Source organism: Planctomycetia bacterium (assembly GCA_034440135.1).
GTDB lineage: Bacteria > Planctomycetota > Planctomycetia > Pirellulales > JALHLM01 > JALHLM01.
In genome coordinates, this window is record JAWXBP010000235.1 from 12,933 (window position 1) to 33,159 (window position 20,227).

The 20,227-nt window shown below is 61.1% G+C and carries 16 protein-coding genes; 9 read left to right on the forward strand and 7 right to left on the reverse strand.

The annotated features are described in order from the left end of the window. The first annotated feature begins 156 nt into the window (after positions 1–156). Positions 157–888 (forward strand): ImmA/IrrE family metallo-endopeptidase, encoded by a 732-nt coding sequence (locus tag SGJ19_13975; GenBank protein MDZ4781356.1) that lies wholly within the window; start codon positions 157–159, stop codon positions 886–888. A 74-nt stretch (positions 889–962) separates the two neighbouring features. Here SGJ19_13975 and SGJ19_13980 read toward each other — a convergent pair whose 3' ends face one another. Continuing rightward, entirely contained in the window at positions 963–2,435 is a 1,473-nt protein-coding gene (locus SGJ19_13980; protein ID MDZ4781357.1) for an MraY family glycosyltransferase, read from the reverse strand. Beyond that, positions 2,435–4,267 (reverse strand): glycosyltransferase family 39 protein, encoded by a 1,833-nt coding sequence (locus SGJ19_13985; GenBank protein ID MDZ4781358.1) that lies wholly within the window; start codon positions 4,265–4,267, stop codon positions 2,435–2,437. Before SGJ19_13985 ends, SGJ19_13980 begins: the two co-directional genes overlap by 1 nt. Before the next feature lie 316 nt (positions 4,268–4,583). On the opposite strand from SGJ19_13985, the gene SGJ19_13990 reads away from it, so the two are divergent. From SGJ19_13990 to SGJ19_14005, 4 genes are all read left to right on the forward strand, one after another. Continuing rightward, a complete protein-coding gene (locus SGJ19_13990) occupies positions 4,584–5,771 on the forward strand; it encodes a glycosyltransferase (GenBank protein MDZ4781359.1) in 1,188 nt (395 codons plus the stop codon). Beyond that, positions 5,728–6,615, forward strand: coding sequence for a glycosyltransferase family 2 protein (locus SGJ19_13995; GenBank protein MDZ4781360.1), 888 nt, complete (start codon positions 5,728–5,730; stop codon positions 6,613–6,615). The genes SGJ19_13990 and SGJ19_13995 overlap by 44 nt, the downstream gene beginning before the upstream one ends. Positions 6,616–6,776: 161 nt before the next feature. Continuing rightward, on the forward strand, positions 6,777–7,514 hold the full coding sequence (locus tag SGJ19_14000; GenBank protein ID MDZ4781361.1) for a site-2 protease family protein: 738 nt from the start codon (positions 6,777–6,779) through the stop codon (positions 7,512–7,514). A 52-nt stretch (positions 7,515–7,566) separates the two neighbouring features. Next, on the forward strand, positions 7,567–8,388 hold the full coding sequence (locus tag SGJ19_14005; protein ID MDZ4781362.1) for a hypothetical protein: 822 nt from the start codon (positions 7,567–7,569) through the stop codon (positions 8,386–8,388). A gap of 52 nt (positions 8,389–8,440) precedes the next feature. Here the strand turns inward: SGJ19_14005 and SGJ19_14010 are convergent, their stop codons facing one another. Both SGJ19_14010 and SGJ19_14015 read right to left on the reverse strand, forming a co-directional pair. Then, on the reverse strand, positions 8,441–8,773 hold the full coding sequence (locus tag SGJ19_14010) for a hypothetical protein (protein ID MDZ4781363.1): 333 nt from the start codon (positions 8,771–8,773) through the stop codon (positions 8,441–8,443). Positions 8,774–9,119: 346 nt separating this feature from the next. Then, on the reverse strand, positions 9,120–10,076 hold the full coding sequence (locus tag SGJ19_14015) for an ABC transporter ATP-binding protein (GenBank protein MDZ4781364.1): 957 nt from the start codon (positions 10,074–10,076) through the stop codon (positions 9,120–9,122). A 243-nt stretch (positions 10,077–10,319) separates the two neighbouring features. Between SGJ19_14015 and SGJ19_14020 the strand changes: the two genes are divergently transcribed. Then, positions 10,320–10,535: a hypothetical protein gene (locus tag SGJ19_14020; GenBank protein ID MDZ4781365.1), complete on the forward strand. Its 216-nt coding sequence runs from the start codon at positions 10,320–10,322 to the stop codon at positions 10,533–10,535. Between the two features lie 114 nt (positions 10,536–10,649). On the opposite strand, the gene SGJ19_14025 is transcribed toward SGJ19_14020, so the two are convergent. Next, positions 10,650–13,472, reverse strand: coding sequence for a pentapeptide repeat-containing protein (locus SGJ19_14025; GenBank protein ID MDZ4781366.1), 2,823 nt, complete (start codon positions 13,470–13,472; stop codon positions 10,650–10,652). Between the two features lie 178 nt (positions 13,473–13,650). Between SGJ19_14025 and SGJ19_14030 the strand changes: the two genes are divergently transcribed. Next, complete coding sequence (locus SGJ19_14030; protein ID MDZ4781367.1) at positions 13,651–15,003, forward strand: PQQ-binding-like beta-propeller repeat protein; 1,353 nt, start codon at positions 13,651–13,653, stop codon at positions 15,001–15,003. A gap of 76 nt (positions 15,004–15,079) precedes the next feature. Here SGJ19_14030 and SGJ19_14035 read toward each other — a convergent pair whose 3' ends face one another. Continuing rightward, on the reverse strand, positions 15,080–15,406 hold the full coding sequence (locus SGJ19_14035) for an EthD family reductase (GenBank protein MDZ4781368.1): 327 nt from the start codon (positions 15,404–15,406) through the stop codon (positions 15,080–15,082). A 243-nt stretch (positions 15,407–15,649) separates the two neighbouring features. On the opposite strand from SGJ19_14035, the gene SGJ19_14040 reads away from it, so the two are divergent. Continuing rightward, entirely contained in the window at positions 15,650–16,987 is a 1,338-nt protein-coding gene (locus SGJ19_14040; protein MDZ4781369.1) for a cytochrome c peroxidase, read from the forward strand. A 105-nt stretch (positions 16,988–17,092) separates the two neighbouring features. Here the strand turns inward: SGJ19_14040 and SGJ19_14045 are convergent, their stop codons facing one another. Then, positions 17,093–17,986: a YdcF family protein gene (locus SGJ19_14045; GenBank protein MDZ4781370.1), complete on the reverse strand. Its 894-nt coding sequence runs from the start codon at positions 17,984–17,986 to the stop codon at positions 17,093–17,095. Positions 17,987–18,131: 145 nt separating this feature from the next. Here SGJ19_14045 and ligA point away from each other — a divergent pair, with 145 nt between their 5' ends. Next, positions 18,132–20,135 carry an NAD-dependent DNA ligase LigA gene (gene ligA / locus SGJ19_14050; GenBank protein MDZ4781371.1) on the forward strand — a complete coding sequence of 668 codons (2,004 nt, stop codon included), beginning with the start codon at positions 18,132–18,134 and terminating at the stop codon, positions 20,133–20,135. Positions 20,136–20,227 lie beyond the last annotated feature (92 nt).

A 20,227-nucleotide genomic window follows, 5' to 3' on the forward strand; every position in this document is an offset into this window, starting at 1 on the left:
TTCCTGAAACGAGCCGCCGAAAACCGAGACGGGCTATTTATAAACCGCGAGGCGCGGTTTTGCACGTCTCGGAAGAAATCGCGAAGCGACATCTTGCAATTGGCCGCGCGGCGATTAGTATACAGGCGTACACAATGCAAATCAATGAGGCACAAGATGTTGCCTGAGATTCCGCCGGAGCAACTGAATACGCTTCTCGAAGAGCTCGTTGTAGAGCACCTTGCTCTGGCGGTGATTCATGCGCCTCCCGTCGACGCTTTCGCACTCGCGTCATCGCTGGGGCTGATCGTGGCGCGGGACGCGTCGGTGGCTCATCGCGCACGGCTGGTGCGATTGAACTACCAACGCGGTCATTCCAAGACGTCGATTCTCTTGGCGCCCGAGCCGCGCGCCGAGCGGCAGCAGTGGTCGGTGGCGCATGAGATCGGCGAACATCTGGCGTCAGAAGCTTGCCGTCGGCTCGGCATCCGCGCCGATGAATTGCCGCCGCATGGTCGTGAACAGCTCGCCAATTTGCTCGCCGGCCGAATGCTCTTGCCGGCTACCTGGTTCTTCGCCGACGCACGGCGCGCCGGTTGGGATTTGATATCGCTCAAGTGCTTGTATGCCACGGCGAGCCATGAGTTGATCGCGCGGCGGATGTTGGAAGGCGCAATACCGATTATCATCGCCGTCTACGACCACGATCGACTTACGTGGCGCAAGAGCAATCTGCCGGGCAGGCTCCCGCCGCCGAGTCCGCTGCAGCGAGATGGCCGCCAAGCGGCGCACGTGACTGGCGAGTCCGCCTGCGATTCAGACGCTCAAGAAGACGTCCAAGCCTGGGCCATCCACGAACCCGAATGGAAACGAGAGATCGTGCGCGTGGAACTAAAAGGCTGGGAATGACGAACGTCTCATTCGACCTTCGTCATTCGGATTTGATGCGACATTCGAGCTTCGACATGCGACATTCCACCACCCTACGCGGCCTTGCGCGGCGCGGGGCTGAATGATACTACGCCGGCGCCAGTTCGGTCGGGATAGTGCGCCCAGTAGCGGCCGAAGTGATGGAGCGCGGCCATGGTTTCCAACCACTGCCAGGGGCGCGCAGCCGCTTGGGCCCCGAACTGCAGTTCCATGTGACACCAGCCGGCGTCGGCGCCTTGAAAGTCCAGTTGCAGGCCCCAGTGCGAGTCCAGCGGCACGACTTGGGAAGCAATGCCGCAGCGGTCGCTCCAGCAGCGCGTTTGGTTCCTGCCAGCGGTGACTTCCAGGTTCGCGAGGGCGCACGCGTCTACCACGCCGCAGAGGCGCTCCCAGACCTCGTCGTCGTGCGCGGCCGCGAGTTCCTCGTAGCTCGGCAGTTCGCGGCCCAGGCTCTGCTCGCCAATGCGCGCGGCGGCGGTGACGAGCCCACGCGCGATTAAGCGCTGGACGAGGCGCCACTCGTGATGCGCGAGATAGCGCCCGCGGACCAGCAGTGTCAACGCGACGCCGGCGAGCAACCACGTCGGCCAGGCGGAACCGGTGGCGGCAATGGTCGCCGCACCCACGCCCGTCAACACGCCCAGGCCCGCCAGCAGCGACGTGGTTTCATGCACGCTGCAGCCGCGCTCCAGGAGTCGGTGATGCATGTGAAAGCGATCGGCCTGCCAGAACGGTCGTCCGGACAACACGCGGCGAACCACGGCGAGCGTCAGGTCCAAGAGCGGAATGGCCAGCAGCAAGCACATCGACGCCGGCTCGGCCGCGCCCGTTTCGTTGCGGAAGGCTTCCAGCGACAGCACCGCGAGCGAGAGCCCGATCAACATGCTGCCGGCATCGCCCAAGAAGATTCTCGCGGGGGCCAGGTTAAATGCCAGGAAGCCGGCGAGCGCGCCGCATAGCGCGATCGCCGCCAGCATTGTTGGTTGATCACCGTGGCTTTCGGCGATCGTCGCCAAGAACGCGGCTGCGACCAGGCCGCAGGACGTGGCCAGCCCGTCGATGCCGTCGACAAAATTCAAGGCGTTGATGCAGGCCAACAACCAAACCAGCAGCAGCGGCGCGCCCCACCAACCGAGCTCGATACGTTCCCCGGCAAGTTGCACCGCGGCGGCCTGCCATTGCGTGGCGACGACCGGCAGCGCCGCGAGGGTTTGTCCCACGATCTTCCAGCGCGGCGATAACTTCCACAAATCGTCGCACCAGCCGACCACGCAGATCAAACCCGCGCTGACCAACCACCAGCCAAGGCCGGCGATAGCGCCATGCAGTTGATCCGCGGCGAACACTCCGGCGAGAATGGCGAGATATACGGCCACGCCGCCCAACAGCGGGGCCGGGGCGACGTGGAGCTTGCGTTTGCCGTCGGAATGGTCGACGACGCCGGTGCGAATCGCTCCCCAACGGACGACGGGCGTCAGTAGCACGGCGGTTAGGAGGGCGACGCCAAAGACCCCCGCGAGCAGCATCATCTTCCTACCGGGGCCTTTCTGAAGCGCATCGCTGCGTCGTCTCGCGAGGTCCGCGCCGCGCCCGTCGCCGAGTTGGCGCTCAGGGCAGTGCGACGCACCAACACAATAAACTTTCCTGGCCGGCACTCTGCCGGCAGATCACTCGCTTCCAAGCGCGCCCAATCGGCGTTTAACGCACGGGCACATTCGTCGTGCCAGACGTGCGCTTCGACAATCGCCACGGCGAGCGCCTGATTCTGGAGCATCGCGGGCCAGGCCGTGTCGTGCGTATCTAGCCAGGTGACGTGTTGCGCCGGACCGGCGTAGTACGCGCAGAGGGGCATGGTCTTGGCCAATGCGACCGGCGTCTCCGCACCCAGCGTATCGCCAAGCCACTGGCCGAGCGCCGCTTCCCGCACCGTCCCCAAATCGCGGCTGGAGATCGCCCGCGCCGCGCCGGTTACGAAGCAAATGGACATTGCAGCGGCCAAGGCGCCGCGGGGCGCAACATTCCAGTTGGGGCGGAGCGCTTTGAGTTGCGCGGTGGCAATCGTCAAAAGGGCTAGTAGTCCGAGCGCCGTCCATGGCAGCGCCACCAGCAGCACGGTCAGCACGTAGCGGCTGCTCGTGGCGCCGGCATACCAGAAATGAATCCAAATCGCGGCAAAGATGGCGATGGCCGGAACGAGCAGTGCATGGTAATCCGGCCGCGCCCAGAGACGTCGATAACGCCAGATCCCCCAGGCTGCCAGTAAACCGTGGCTGAGATGGAAACCCCGCCGCAGCGCGTCGAGATACTCGAACGTGAACTGCCGGGACGTCGCGCGTTCGGCCGTGGCGGGAACCAAACTTTGATGCGCGACGCGCCGCAACGCAGGGCGAGCGGTCGACGCGACTTGAAAAACGTGGGTGGCTGAGGTCGAGCGTACTCGCTCGCCTCCAGCGCGAGAGATCTGGGGGCGAATGAGTACATTTGTCCCCAGCCACCCAGTGTCAATTCGGTCGCGCGGCGCGAGCTGTGCGGTTCCCGGCGCGCTCCCTTGCCACCACCAACGGACGTATTGCAATCGCTGAAAACTGCCGAGTTGCCAATTGGGGCAATCGTGCAGCCAGGTGACGTTCACGAGCAACAAGAGCGCGGGATAGACCAAGACGCCAGCCATCGCACCACGCGAGAGCGCCCAACGCTCCGCCAGCAAATGCCGCGCGCGATACCAGGTCCAGCCGACCCACGGCAAATAGAGCAGCCAACCTTCGAAGCGGGTGTGAACCGTTAACGCGGTCGCGGCGCCGGCCAGTAGGAACCAGCCGAGTCGAACTTCGATCACGGCGCGGACGAGGCCATAGATCGACGCGGTCCATAGGAACCAGAACGTCGGATCGCGCACCAGCTCGGGGCTCCACTCGATCAGCTTGGGATGCGCGGCATACAGTATGGCGACCGTCCAGGCGACGCGGTCGTTGAATAATCGACGCACCCAACCAAATAGCGGTAGTACCGTGAAGCTGGCGATCGCCACGCCCCACCATTTGCCGGCAGTCGGCGCGTCGAGGCCCCAGGCGTCGAATGTCGCCAGCAGCGTGGGATAGACGTTCAAACCGAGCGTCTGAAACCCGCGCGTCCAGTCGCTTTGTTCCAAGGCCTCGGCCAATTGCAGGTAGTAGACTCCGTCGCGGCAGATGACGTTCTGTTTTAACGCGACGCCGGCTCGGGGCAGCAGGCACACCAACACGAGTGCCACGGACCGCCAGGCCATGCGCGGCCATGCGCGCCGATCGGGGCGCGGTTCGAGCATCGCGTTGACCATTGCTTCCCGCGGCGGGGCGATGGCGGGTTCCGTTTGTGGCATCCCTGCAATCCGGCTGGCAGTTTCACGGTCTATCCAGTCATCGGCATCTGGCAAATGGAGCGGTAGCTTAGGTTGACGGGATCGCGCCGGCAAGGTCAAGCGGCGTCATAAAGGCAAGCAGGGTAAAGCCTAACGTGCTCTTGGCACCCGCCCGGCAATGGCAAGTGACCTTGGAAGCCGGGAGCCAATGCCAGTACACTCCGCCCGCTTTGGGCAGAGCAACTGACCGTCAAACTTGAATTGCCGTCGCTTGAGAAGGGAGCACGGCCATTCCTTACTTGCGCAGCGCCTGAAAGCACCCCGAGGAGCGGCACCGATGACATCCTTGATTTACCTTGCGCCGGTGGCCTGGCGATCTCTTTGGCAGCGTCCCCAGCGATTGGCCCAGGCGTTGGCCGGGCACTACCACGTCACGTACGTCGATCCGGTCGGCATGCGTTCCTTTCGCTGCGGCGACTTGCGCCGACTGTGGCCCGGATCGCGGGGTAAGACCATCCTGCCGCCGCGCCTGACGGTCGTTCACAACCACTTCTTGCCGTGGCGATCGCCGCTTTGTGATCGTCTGAACCGGCGCTGGTTGCAATCGCAATTGCTGCGCGCGATTCCGGCGCTCCGCGGCGACGACTTTCAACTTTGGATCGGCGCGCCCAACCTCGCTGCGGTCACGCTGCTGACGGCGACGCGGCCGCGGCGAGTGATCTTCGACTGCATGGACCGTTACGCGGAGTTTCATGCCGATCCCGACAAGAGCCGCATTCTCGCAGCCACGAAGCTGGTGCTGCGCAGCGCCGACCTGGTTTTTGCCGCTTCCGTGCCGCTGGCCCAGGAGTTGGCGGCCGAGCATGAGAACGTGGTCTTCGCGCCGAACGGCGTCGATTTCGCTCATTTCGCCGTCGCGATGCCGCGCGGCGTTTGGCAGCGGCGACGCAAGCACGCGGCCAAGGTGATTGGCTTTCACGGCACGCTCGGCAATTGGCTGGATTACGAATTGCTGGAAGCCTTAGCTCAGGAACGTCCGCAGTGGCGTTGGGAATTCATTGGACCGGTGCATGCTCCCGGTGCGCAGCGACTGTTCTCGCTGAGCAACGTGCAACATCGCCCCAGCGTCCCGTATGAGGAGCTACCGCATCGCCTCTCGGGCTTCGACGTCGGCGTGATTCCGTTCGCGCAGAATCGGCTCACCGACGCAGCATTGCCGGTGAAGTTGGGCGAGTACCTCGCGGCCGGCCTACCGGTCGTGGCTTCGCGCTTGGCGTCGTTGAGCCCGATCCTGGGCCACGTGGCGCTCGCGGAGACGAAGCAAGAATGGCTGCGGCACTTGGACGCCGCGACGCAACCACATACGCTCCACCCGAAGCTGATTGCCGCGCGCCGGCGTCTGGCGGCGGCGCGATCCTGGAACCTTACCGTCGAAACGATCCTCACGGCGCTCAGCGCCTCGGACGCTACACTAGGCAGGCATGCTCCACGCCCCAACCAATCCACCCAACGCCCGGCGGCCTAACGCCCTCCCGCACGAGCCATCGGCGAGTTGGTCCACTCCACGGACCGGCGAGGCGTGCGCCGATCTCGATATCGGTCTGATTTACACGTACGAGCGCGCGTATCTGGATAAACTGCTACCGCAACTGCGGGATTCCGGTTCGGGCCTGCGAATGCGGTTAATACTTGTGGAAAACGCTTCGGCGGATGGCGTCGACGCCTGGCGACCCTTGTTCGAACAAGGTGTCGTATTGCGCAACGCACAGCGATTGGGTTACGCCGCGAATTTGAACCGCATCCTCTCCGCCGCGACGTCTCCCTATGTACTGCTGCTGAACTCTGACATGGAGTTCGATCCCGCTGAGCAGTGCCTGGCGAAGATGGTGCGCTTCATGGATGCCCATCCGGAATGTGGGCTGAGTTCCTGCGGCGTCTACCATACCGACGGGGGCTTCGCTCATCCCGCGCGGCGCTGGCAAACCCCTCGCGTGGTGCTTGGCCGGCGCCTGGGGCTGGGGCGCGCGGTGGTCGACCGATATTTGTATCGCGATCGGCCGCACGACGCCTCCTTCGCGTGCGATTGGGTCTCCGGCTGCTTTATGCTTGTGCGGCGTGCCGCGATCGAGCAAGTCGGCCCGTTCGACACGCGATTCGGCAAGTATTTCGAGGACGTAGATATCTGCCAGCGGATGCAACAGAGCGGTTGGGCCGTGATGTGCCATGGCGCCACGCGCTGCGTGCATTTCGAACAACGCGCGAGCCGGCGGCTCGTCTCGCGCGATGCGGCGCGACACGCTTGGGCCTATTTCCAGTGGCTGTGGAAATGGCGTGGTTCGCCAATGCGCGGCAATTCCCGGAAGCAATGAGCGAAGTACGCTTTATACTGGCCCGACTCGCCAGCGTGAGCGGACAGACGTCGATGAGAGCGCGAACCGGATGCTGCAAGCCGCGTCAACTCTCCCTCGCTGGCGCCACGGCCTAGTGTTTCCACGACAGTTTCCCATTTCATATTTGAGCATCATCCATCGTGTTTCTCCAAGAGCCGGAACCGACGCGGGGCGATTTGAATTTCAGCCTGTTGGGTTTCCCCGTGCGCGTGCATCCCATGTTTTGGCTGATGACCGCGCTGATGGCATGGTCGGGGGGTGAGTTACCGCCGCAGATTCTGGTGATCTGGGTGGGCGTGGTGTTCGTGTCGATCTTGGTTCACGAGATGGGACATGCGTTGGCCGCGCGTTACTTCGGCGGCCAGGCGTCGATCGTGCTCTACCAATTCGGCGGTCTGGCGATGCACTACCCGGCGCCGCACTATACCTGGCAGCGCGTCGCGATCTCCTTGGCGGGCCCAGCGGCCGGTTTCTTGCTCGCGATCGTAACCATGATCGTCGTGGGCGCAACCGGACATCGGATTGAATTCGTGCTGGATTGGATTCCATTCGAGTGGAAGCCCATTCAAGAATTCAATGCCGAATTGGCCGTGCGATTCTTGATGGACGTCAACATCTTTTGGGGGCTCTTCAACCTGATGCCGATTTATCCGCTCGACGGCGGGCAGGTAGCGCGCAATCTCCTAGTGCGGTACGACCATCGTGACGGGCTGCGAAAATCGCAGTGGCTGTCCGTTCTCGCCGCCGTGGGATTAGCGGTTTATGTCTGGTACGCCACACAAGGCAGCATGATGTTGACCGTGCTCATGCTGGGCTTTTTGGCCTTTCAAAACTATCAAGAGCTGCGCTCGCCGTGGGGCTCGCGAAATCCCTGGTAGTTGTCCCGCACGATCGACATTAGTCGTTGCGAATTAAGCACTTGCAGGCCTTATGACAACGCCGCCCGCTGGCCGTCCGAGGGTGATTCTGCTCGGGGCCAGCAATCTCACGCGCGGGATTTCGACGGTCGTTCGCCTCGCCCAGGCCGCGGTTTCCCAGCCCGCCGAATTCCTGATCGCCTGCGGACATGGGCGCTCCTATGGCCAGGACAGCACGGTGCTCGGCCGCACGTTGCCGGGCATTGCTCCGTGCGGGCTTTGGGATGCGCTGCGGGCGTTGCCCCCCGGCCCGACGCGTTTGCTGGTCACCGATGTCGGCAATGATTTGTTGTACGGCGCGCCGCCCGAGCAGATCGCCGATTGGGTCGGCGCATGCCTGGCGCAATTGCCGCGCGACGACACGCGCGTCGCGATGACTGGTCTGCCGTTGGCCGCGCTGGCGACATTGCAGCCGTGGCGCTTCGCGCTGTTGAGTCGTGTGTTCTTTCCCCTGCATGCAATTAGCTTCGAGGGCATGCGCCGCGACGCGTTGGAATTGAATGATCGACTGCAACAACTCGCCGCGCGCCATGACGCTGAGTGGATCGAACCGTGCGGCGCATGGTATGGCTTCGATCCGATTCACATCCGAATGGAAGTCTGGGAAGCAGCTTGGGGGAACATTTTTTGGGAATTGGTTCGATGCTGCTGCGCCCCATCAGCGAGTCTTGCCGAAGGGCATCGCGCCATGGTGGCGATTGAAGCGCATGCGCCCCGCGCAATGGCGCATGTGCGGCCTCGCGCGAACTACATCGCAACCTGCCGGCGTACTTCCGGACGGCAGTCGCATCTCGATGTACTAGTTCCGCATCGCATCACAGCAAATGCGATTTGAAGCCTGAAAAACAGGCCTTTTCCGCACGTCGAAGTACTCATGCGCAGTGTCGTCACAGTGGCTTCACAGCGCGAACGGACGGCGCATCGACGTGCCATGCGAACAACGCATCGAGCGCGCGCATCAGCGCAGCACGGTACTGCGAAATCATTTCGCGCGCAACGTACAGCGCGTTGCAGCGCGCGTTTTCACGGCGTGTGCGTGATATTTTCGATCGGCGTTTTTTGTTCCGATTTTTTGGAAATGGATCAAAAACGTGTTGCAAAATTTCGAAGAATGCGTACAAATACTCAACATGCGTTCCAGAAGTGGAGCGCGTTTTGCTTGAAGAAATCAACCGGATGAACGATTTCAACAAGCGAATGACGAACGAAATGGAAGTCACTTTTTTTGTTGCGGGTTGGACCTAATCGTCAGTTTGAACGGCTCCGCAGGAGCCAGCGATTTTTAGGTCCGCCGCCAACTTTGTTCGGAGGACGAAGCGTGGCCAAGAAGAAGTCTGCAAAGAAGGGCGCCAAGAAGGCGGCCAAGAAGGGCACCAAGAAGAAGGGCGCCAAGAAGAAGAAGAAGTCCGCCAAGAAGATGTAACAAACATCTTCCTTTCGTAACGACGAGAAAGAACCGCCCGGCCCTTGTGGACCGGGCGGTTCTATTTGTTGGCGGGTGCTTGGCACGTCGGAACCGATGCCGCACAATGTCCGCCGCCGGCAATTCTGCCGGGGCCTGGCCCCCTAACCCTTGGCCGCACGCCGCTTTTCGGCTTCTTCTTCCGTGAGAGCCACGAACACGTCTTCCAGGGACGGTTCGACGCTCAAAACGCGGCTGACCGCAATGCCTTCCGCGCGGAGCGGCCGGATGATCTCCTCGTTGTCGGCCGATTCTTGCACCAGCAGATGCAGCGCCGCTCCGAAGATCGTCGCGCGGACGACTTGTGGCTCGTGGCGCAACAGCACGTAGGCCCGCGTGCTGTGTTCGGTCTCCACTTGCAACCAACGCGTGCCCGGCGGACGCGCGGCGGGAAGATTGCGCAATTCGCCGGGATCGCCGCAGACGATCAATTTGGAGAGATACAGATAGCCGACGTCGCTGCAGCGCTCGGCTTCGTCCATGTAGTGCGTGGTGACGAGGAACGACGTGCCTTGTCCCGAGAGCTCAAACAACAAATCCCACAACTCGCGCCGCGCCACGGGATCAATGCCCGCCGTGGGTTCATCGAGGAACACGACGGCCGGTTCGTGCAACAAGCAGCATGCTAGCGCCAATCGCTGTTGCCATCCGCCGCTCAGATTGCCGGCGAGTCGATCCGTGTAGTCGCCGATGCCCGTCAACTCGGTGACATCTAACCGACGTTGCCGCAACCGCGTCGTGCTGAGGCCGTAGATCTGTCCGTAGAAGCGCATGTTCTCATCGACGGTCAGATCGCGGTACAGGCTGAACTTCTGGGACATGTACCCGATGCGCGGCTTGACGTCGTCGGGCCGCGCGACCACGTCGACGCCGTCGACCTCCGCCTGGCCCGACGTTGGTTGCAAGAGACCGCACAGCATCCGAATCACCGTGCTCTTGCCGGAACCGTTCGGACCCAACAGCCCGAAGATGCGGCCGCGCTCGACGGCGAACGACACGCGATCGACGGCGGTGAAATTACCGAAGCGCTTGGTCAGCTCGTTGGTGAAGAGAATCGGCACGGCACGTCATCGATCGGGGGGGTTAGGACTTGGCCGGTAATCTACTGGCCCCCCGCGCGCCTGAATAGGGCGGGCCGCCGCCTCGCGCCGGGAAAGTCTGACTGTCGTAGCGGATTTCGCGGCGAACGCGACGCACTTCTGCCAGGAAGTCGGTCGTTTTTGGTTGAGGCGTCGCGATCCTCGGGTATACCGGAGACCTCGGCGTGCGATGCAACCGGACGAAGATCGCGGAGGGACCTTGCCATGACTCACGACACGGACCATGGATACGTCTTGCTAGCGCGCCCGGCGATTTTCGATCGCCGCGCGCTTGTGCAAACCCGCGCGGCGCAGCACTTGCCGTTCGGCGTGCAAATGCAGTTGAACGCAATTGAACGTCGCCAGCGGCTGCGGGGCGAGCTGCTCAATCCGCTGCTGCGCTACGGGCAAAACCCATCACGGCGGCGGCCGCCAAGCTAGCCGCTACGCTGCACGTTAAGCCCAGGGAAGGCCCGCAGCGACCAATGCCGATAGAAAAGTCGCCGGAGGCCTTCCCTGGGTTTGGCGCTCGCGGCGCGTGATTGTCGATCGCCTCTACGTGCGGCGCAGGACGACCAGGCCGCCGGCGACGAGCGCGGCGAGCAACAGCGAGCTCGGCTCCGGCACCGTTTGCGGCGTCGAGGCTCCGAAGAAATTGCGGACGTTGTTGAGGTCTTGAATGTCAATCTGCTGATCGCCGTTCGTGTCGCCGAGCCCGCCGGCGGCGCCGAAGTTGTTGCGGACGTTATTCAAGTCCGCGATGGTCACGGCCTGGTCGCCGTTGGTGTCGCCGGGCAAAAGGAAGGTGATCTCGCCGGTCGTGTAGAGCTCGCTCAAGTCCCAGGGATACGCGCTGGCGACCGTGAACGCGCCAGTCGGCTCGACGCCGGTCCAATCGAAGACTCGAATCGTGCGGCCGACTTGGGAGAGGAGGTCGACGTCCGGCGTAAAGGTGAGTTCGAGCGTGCCGCCGAGTTGGACGGGGATGTTAGCTTCGAAAGCGATGACGGAATTCCAGATACCGGAATCGAGAACGATGCGAAGTTCGCCGCCGTCGCCAATGGTCCATGAGTGCTGAGCATTGATTCGCGTTGGTTGATCCGCTTGCGAGGGATTTGGAGCGAAGGCGCGCACAACTAGTTCGTCGCCAGGTCCCAACATCAAGTCCGACAATTTGCCATCGGGTTGAATCGCGTTCGTCAGTGTCGCAGAATTGAATCCATCCGCACTATAGGCAAAGGCACCACGAAGGTCGGCGCCTCGAAAATCAGCGTCATTAAGCTTCGTGGCCCGGAATTGAGCATTCTGCAACACAGCCCCGCGGAACACCGTTCCTCGTGCGTCTCCACTTCGGAAAAACGCCCCAGTGAGGTTCTGTTGTTCGAAGTTCCATCCTCGCAAGTCATTGTCATCAAAGTTTACGCCCATCAATTGGTGTTTCTGATAACTTGCCGTCGAATAGAGTGCAAGGGGCGTCAAGTCCTCATAATCCGGAACGAAAGGTCTGTCCGTCGTGTGTGCAAAGGACGCGCCGAGAATATTCGCTCCGTCGAGAATGGTCCCGGAAAGCCTCGCGTCGTAGAACGATGCACCGGCCAGATTGGCATTCCTGAGGTTGGCTCCTGCGAGTTGCGATTGCCGAAACTCAGCGCCCTCCAGTTCGAAGCCCTCGAACTGCCAGTTCGAAAGGTCACAGTCAACGAACTTGACTCCGCTTAGATCACCGTGAGTGTAGCTGGATGTACTCTGGACCTGGGCAAACGTCAGCCCAACGTTTGTGGATCGATTGAATGTTACACCACGAATCTTAGCACCGGTGAACTGTGCTCCGTCAAGGAAGGCGACCTGGCCAAACTCAGCCGACTGAAGATTGGCGCCTCGGAAATCGGCATTGCGAAGACTACCAGTCCCGAGCAACGTGCCAGTCAGATTGAAGTTTGAGAAATCTACTCCTTGCGCATCAATGTAGTTGAATCGCACGCCCGACAGGTCTCTTAGTTCATAGCTTGCCGTAGAGGTCACCATAGCCGCCGTCCAACCTTGGCCGATGACTGCTCCCTCAATGCGAGCACCCGTAAAGTCAGCGCCTTCGACTTCATAGGTGTTGAGATCAGTTCCCAGAAGTTTCGCATTCCGAAAGCTAGCTCCTTGGATGTTACCCCAAATAGTACCTCCGGAGAGGTCCTGGTTGTCGAAGTTCCAGCCTTGTTGATTCCCTTGAAGGCGAAGGCCCTTCAAATCACCGGAGTGATAACTGGCGGTGGAGTACAGCATTTCGGCGGTTAAGCCTTCCCCGGAGAGTTGAGCTCCTTGAATGGACGCTCCAGAAAAGTTTGCGCCGGTGAATGTCGACAGTTCAAACTTAACGTCTTTCAGATTTGCGTCGGAAAAGTTGGCGTTGTTGAATTGAACAAACCGTCCGTGTGCGCGCTGCAGAGTCGCCTGATGAAGGTTCGCGCCCTGAAAGAATCCGCCTGACGCAAGATCAACGTTGCTTAGGTTCGCACGCCGCATATCGGCGTCTTGAAATTGGGCCGACGGAGCATATGCATTCGAGAAATCAGCATCCTGCAACGAGGCTTGCCAAAACCGCGTGGAATTCAATTCGGCTTTAGTAAAATTGGTCCGATTCAAATTCGCGCCAGTAAAGTTCGCTTCATACAGCAACGCCCCTGACATATCCTGATCATCGAAATTCCATCCAGACAGATCGGTTTGGTCGAATCGAATCTTGCCGAGGTCGTGTGCTTGATAGCTCGCAGTCGCGTACAACTGTTCTGGTGTGAATCCGCGATCAGTAGTTCGGCTGAAGTTGGCGCTCTTTACGATAGAGTTAGAAAAATTAGTATTGACGAGCGTCGCAACGTTGAAGTCCGCGCCGGTAAGGTTCTGGTTAGAAAGAATCCATCCACTCAGATCGTTCTCTCCCAATTCAACTCCAATCAAATTGTTGGCCTTGTAACTGGCCGTCGAATACAGTTGGTGGGCCGTAAACCCCATTGGCGTCACAGCGCGAAACGAAGCGAACTCGATTAAAGCGTCGCTCAAGTCAGCATTCGACAAACTTGCGTTGTAGAAATTGGCACGTCGAACGTCAGCCTGATGCAGTATGGCGTCTTGAAAACTGGACTTGCCAAAATTCGAGCCAGTGAGTCTCGCTGACGACAAATCGCTTCGATCGAACTTTCCACTGCCGACCCCAATGCCGGCGAGGTCGGCGTATTGCAATAGACGATCGGACAAGTCGATTCCGTTGGCAAGAACAATCCCCTCCGTTCCCGGAATCGCCTCGCCATTGTCCCAGCGGTAAATGTCCGCTCGGACAGCCGCTGTCGAACAGGCAAGAAATACGACGAGTAGCGTCCACAGTCGTGTCATGGCAATAGGTTTCTCGGGCAAAATGGGTGAGCAAATGAAACGGCGGCGAATCCCAGCCATTATGTCCGCCCCGCCGGGAACCCGCAACTTTTGGGTGGGTTGTGTGATCACCCGATCGGTGGGATAGAATAGCCGGCGCCGCTCGATATTCCGTAGCTCTCCTCCCAAGGAACCCAGCATGCGTTTCGATTCTGTGGCGATTCGCTTAGCGTTGTTCGTGTTCGCTGGATTTGCTCCGCTCGCAGCCGCTCAAGCGGCGGAGAACAATTGGGCGAATTGGCGCGGGCCGAATTACGACGGGTCGCTCGAAGGCGCGAATCCGCCGTTGGAGTGGACCGACACGCAGAACATTCGCTGGAAAGTTCCCGTACCCGGGCGCGGGAGCGGCAGCCCGATCGTTTGGGATGGGCAGATCATCTTACTGACCGCCGTGGATACCGGTACGACGCCGGCGGATGCACCGGTGGAAGTTCCTTCAACGGAACCAGCCGGCGCGCCTGGCGGAGGTGGCGGTCGCGGCAATTCGCCAGCGCCGACCAACGAGTTCGAGTTCATCGTCCTTTCGTACAGCCTGGCGGATGGCAGCGAGTTGTGGCGCACCACGGTGAATCGCGCCGTGCCGAACGAGGGCGGGCATCAGACGAATACCTTTGCTTCCGCGTCGGCCGTGACGGATGGCAAGCGGATCTACGCCAACTTCGGCTCGCATGGCACCTACTGCCTTGATATGCAAGGGAAGGTCATCTGGGGGAAAGACCTTGGCGACATGCGCACGCGGAATAGCTTTGGCGAAGGGGCGTCGCCAGCCTTGGTGGGCGAGACGCTGATCGTGCCCTGGGATCAGGAAGAGAATTCGGTGCTTTTCGCGCTCAATACGTCGGACGGTGAAATCCGTTGGCAGCAACCACGCGAGGAAGTTACCACCTGGGCCACGCCGCTACCGGTGGAGTTCGAGGGGCGGACGCAGATCGTCACCAATGGCACGCAAGTGCGTAGCTACGATCTGGAGTCCGGCGAATTGCTTTGGTCTTGCGGCGGGCAAGTCACGAATCCGATTCCCAGTCCCGTGCGGATCGACGACTTTGTCATCTGCATGACAGGCTATCGGGGCAACGCGATTTACGCGATGCCGCTCGACGCAAAAGGCGACATCAGCGATTCGCCGCAGATTCGCTGGTCCAACCGCGACGCCGCGCCGTACGTCGCTTCGCCCACGGTCTACAAGGGGCAACTTTACTTCACCAAGGAGCGCTCCGGCGCCGTGTCGTCGATCGACGCGCGCACGGGGCAGGTGCTGATCCCGCCGACGCGTTTGACGGAGATTCGCGACATCTACGCCTCGCCCGTGGCGGCCGCCGACAAAATCTATTTCACCAGCCGCGATGGTGTGACGACAGTCATTCGCCACGGCGCCACGCTGGAAGAGCTGGCCGTCAATAAACTCGGCGAACCGGTCGACGCGTCGCCGGCGCTCGTAGGCGATCAGATCCTGATCCGCGCCGCGGAGCACTTGTATTGTGTAGGAGAGTAGGGGGGGGAAGTAGGTGGAGTAGTAAGTAGGTGAAATAGCATCTGCCCGCTACTCCACCTACTAACTACTTCACCTACTACCTCACCTCGAAGGGAATCAGCACTTCCTCGTCTTCAAATAGGAACTTGACGCCGCCGGTAGCGAACCTGGGGACGTCAGCGATCGTGGCCAGCCCCTCAGGCGAGGCCAGAATGGCGTCCATGGCGGCGCGCGTTTCGGCGTAAAGGCCGACAATCATGTAGTAGGGGGGCGGCTCGCCCGGTACGGCGGATTGGCATTTGCCGATCGTCCAGCCCTTGAGCCCTCGCATGGATCGGGCGATGGGGATGTGGACGTCCCGGTAGTAGCGATCGAACTCCGCCGGGTCGGCCGGGTGGCCATATAAGACGGTGAGGCGGCACATGGCCGGGTTCCTGGTGGGCTGAGGGGCGTCGCTGGACCAATATAGGGAAGGAGTGAGGGCAGTGGAACGTGTTAAGCGGCGCGATCGGCGCCGGAGACGCCTCCCCAAGGCATTTGGAGGTTCCGTTCGGTCGCTTGAGAAACCGTGACGAAACCGCCGCGCGCGGTATGATGGTAAGAGCACTGCCCGAGGCGGTCGGGCGAGGATCTGATCTGTTCCAGACGTTCGAGCTGGCTATTGCGTATGAGTTCCCGCGCCGCGGTGGCGGATTCCGTTGTTGGAGCTGCAGCCGAGCGATCGGGGCTGTGGTTGCCTCGATTGGGCGTCCTGCTGGGGTTGCTGGGGGTCGTGAGCGCGGCTTGGTACGCGAATAGTCGGCCATCCGCAGAGCCAACGGCGCCGGTTGCGACGGCTTCGGAGCGTCCACCGGACACTCGCATCGGCGGGCGCGTGGTGTTGGGTTCGAATTCGTTGTTCGCGGGAATTCCTGGCGGCGCGAAGTTGTCGATCCAAGAGATTCGCGACTGGCTCGACGATCCGAAGAATCACGAACCGCTGGATTTCGAATTGCCACTGTGGTTGCGCGCATCGCGTGACGAATTGAAGATTCCGGCGAACGATCCGCTCACTCGGGCGAAAATCGAATTGGGGCGACAATTGTTCGTCGAAAGCCGCTTCACGGATGGAGGTTTGGATTGCGTGACGTGCCATGCCCCCACGCAGCATTTCACACGCGCCGCGGTCTTCACGGAACACAAGAACGCGCCGACCATGCTCAATCGCATCTTGTCGACGCATCAATTCTGGGACGGCCGCGCGGCGTCGCTCGAACACCAAATCGAGTTTCCGGTTCGTCATCCGCAGGAAATGAACACGACCCCGGAGGACTGTGAGCAAAGGCTTTCTGCGACCGAAGGCTATCGGATGCAGTTCGAAGGGATTTACGGCGAGGTGAGCTATTTGAACATGACCAAGGCAATTGCCGCCTTTGAGCGCGCATTGGTCACCGGGCCCGCAGCGTATGACTATCATGTCGTCTTGGAGCAATTCGCGAATCGTGATCGCTCAACGTTCACGCCCGAGGAGCAAGCTCAGTACGATGAGGCCGCGGCCGGCGCGAAGCGGACGCCGTTTTCACCGGCCGCGGAGCGCGGCAGGGAACTCTTTTTCAGCGACCGTACCGGCTGCTCGAATTGCCATTCCGGGCCCAACTTCACGGACGAACAGTTTCACAACCTGGGCCTTGGCGCAGGCCGGCAATATCTGCACGAATTCGGCGGCTTTTACATTCCCGACGACGGTCGGTACCGCGTCACGAACGTCGAGGCGGACTACGCAGCCTTCAAGACTCCGTCGCTGCGCAATGTGAAAGAGACAACGCCTTTCATGCATGACGGGTCGCTTGGGACGCTCCCAGACGTCGTCGAGTTCCTCGTCGCGGGCGGGCGACCCAACAAGAACTTAAGTCCCTTGATTCAAAAGCTGGACCTCGGTCCAACGGAGATCCAAGACCTCGTCGCGTTCTTGGAAGCGCTCTCGGGCGACGTGCCGGTGGTGGCGATGGACCATTTGCCGGAATAGGGTGAGTTTGTTAGCGAAGCGACGTCGTTGAGAGTGTGATCTCGGCGCCGTTGGCAGCGTCCACTCCCCCTCGCTGGCGCTACGGGCTGGTGTCGCGATTGTCCATCAGGCCCCGATGAGATTCGCCAGCAGCTCTTTCAGCGACTTGTGATTCGTATACATCGAGGCCGAATCCGGGATCAGGCTCAACTCCGTCCACGGCGTTTCGCCCCCTTCGAAGTTCGCCGGGAGCGGTTCCAGTTTCACGCCGTTCGTTTCCGCCAAGCGCACGGCGCGCGGCATATGCTGTGCGGAAGTGATCACGCCGAGTCGTTTCCATTGATGCTCTTGCATCATCTTCTGAATTCCCTGCATCTCCTCGCGCGTATTGCGACCGTCGAGCAGCAGGATTTTTTCTTCAGGAATGCCGAGCGTCTTCCAGATCTCGGACGTTTCTTGCGACGGATCGCGCCCGATGGTGTGCAGGCCATCGATGCGTTCGCCAGTGGTGATCAGGTAGTCGACCTGGCCCTGATGGAACATTCGTGCGGCCAACATCACGCGATCTCCTGACCAGTCGAGTTGCGCGGCGCCCGCCGGCGTGGTGCCGGTGCTGCCGCCGAGGACGAAGACGGCGTCGTAGTGCCCGGTTTCTAGCGGGAGAATGGCGGCGAACGGCGCTTCAATGCGTCCCGCCAGACGATGAGCCAGGTAATCGTTTCCCAGCAGGGTGAACAATAGTTGCACCGCGCCGAGGGCCGTGGCCGTGCGGAATTGATTCTGCCGCACGGCGTAGGCGATCACAAACAGAATGCCGAACCAGATCACGCCGCACGGCATGACGATCCGGTTGGCGAGCTTTTGCAGAATGATCGGCGCAGGAAACCACCAGACCACGCCAACCAGGGCCGCCAGGCAGACGACGAACGCAACTCGCCACCAAGCCGAGGCGCGCTCATGCCGCCCCCACCAGCACAACGTCAGCAGGCAAACAAACAGCAGCGAAGAGGGAAACCACATAAAAAGTCGTCCGCAAGATCCTGAATGGTCGCCAAAGAATAACCTGTCTGCGCCCAACCGTCGATCGCGCCGCGGGCAACCTCTCCCACCGGCCGAAACTTCGGGGTAATGTAACGGTCTACGTTCATGGCTGGAGCAGGGTTCTATGACGAAGGCAAAAAACGAGGCGGAACGGCTGCGGGCGGAGATTCGCCGGCACGATCAGTTGTATTACGTCGCCAACCGTCCGGAACTTTCCGACCTGGAATACGACCGGCTCTATCAGCAGCTGGTGCGGCTCGAACAGGAACATCCGGATCTCGTTACGCCGGACAGCCCCACGCAGCGCGTGAGCGAACAGCCTGTGAGCGGGCTGAACTCGGCAACGCATCGCGTGCCGATGCTGTCGATCGACAATACCTACGACCTCGACGAGTTACGGGCCTACGGCAAACGGATCGCCAAACTGCTGCCGGACGAGACGATCGAATGGGTGGTCGAGTTCAAGGTTGACGGGGCGGCGCTCTCGCTCGTCTACGAACACGGCCTCCTTACGCGCGGCGCGACGCGCGGCAACGGGCAAGTCGGCGACGACGTCACGCACAACGTGCGAACGATGCGCGATCTGCCGCTCCGGCTGCATGGCGAGGACGTGCCGCCGCTCTTGGAGATCCGCGGCGAAGTTTATATGACGAACCAGGAATTGGCGCGGATCAACCAATTGCGTCAGGAAGCTGGCGAAGAACTGTACGCGAACACGCGCAACGTCTCCGCTGGCGCGATTCGCCTGTTGGACCCGCGGATCGCCGCCACACGACACCTACGTTTCGCCGCGCATGGCGTGGGATACTCGGAAGGCATGACGTCGCAGACGCATATCGACTTCCTGCGCGAAATCGAGCAATACGGCGTGCCAGCCACGCCACATGCGGAGTGCTTTCCTGATTTCGAGACGGCGGTCGCGCATTGCGAGCAACTGATCGAGCGGCTGCACGAATTGGATTTCGAAGTCGACGGGCTGGTGCTGAAGGTTAATCGTTTCGACCAGCGCGCCAAACTCGGCGCGACGAGCAAGGCGCCACGCTGGGTCGTCGCCTATAAGTTCGAGAAGTACGAGGCGGTGACGCGGTTGGAGAACATCCAGGTGCAGGTCGGCAAGACCGGGACGATCACGCCGGTGGCTTACCTGGAACCCGTAGAGTTGGCCGGGACGACGGTCAGCCGCGCGAGTTTGCACAACGCGGACGAAATCGCGCGCAAAGACGTAAGGATCGGCGACTACGTGGTCGTGGAAAAGGCCGGCAAGATCATCCCGCATATCGTCCGCGTCGAACTGCATCGCCGCGACGACCGCGTGCGCGAATTTCAGTTCCCTACGGCTTGCCCCGAGTGCGCGACGCCCGTCATCAAAGATGACGGAGGCGTTTACATCCGCTGCCCGAATCCGGAATGCCCCGCGCAATTGCGCGAACGCTTGCGCTACTTCGCAGGCCGCAACGCGATGGATATCGAAGGTCTGGGCGAAAAACTGATCGACCAACTAGTGCGCGAACGTCGCGTCAAATCGTATGGCGACTTGTTCCGGCTGGACTTGGAAACGCTCTTGAACTTGGAGCGGATGGGCGAGAAGTCGTCGCAAAATCTGATCGAGCAGATCGCCGCCAGCAAAGCGCGAGGCCTCGCACGGCTGTTGAACGCGCTTTCAATCCGGCACGTCGGCACGCGCGGCGCGACGGTGTTGGCGATGCGCTTCGGCACAATCGACCGCTTGCGCGCGGCGACGGTAGAAACGCTCAGCAACGTGGACGAAATTGGCCCGGTCATCGCGGCCAGCGTCTACGAATACCTGCATAGCCCTTACGGGGAGCACACGATCGACGACCTAGCGGCGCTCGGCGTCAGCTTAGAAGCCACGGAACAAACCGCCGGCACGTCAGAGAAGCTAGCTGGCAAAACGCTCGTCGTCACCGGCACGTTGGTCCACTACACGCGCGACGAGATCGAGCGCCTGATCGCCCAGCACGGCGGCCGGGCAGCGTCGAGCGTCTCCAAGAAAACCGGCTATCTCGTCGCCGGCGCCGAAGCCGGCAGCAAACTCGCCAAAGCCGAACAACTCGGCGTGAAGGTCATCACGGAAGACGAGTTCCGGGAACTGATCCAAGGCGAATGAGTTTTGAACCGCGGAGGCGGCTGGGAGTTTGAAGTTTTCAGTGTTCAGTTTTCAGTGGGTCGAGGAGCGCCTTCACTGAAAACTGAACACTG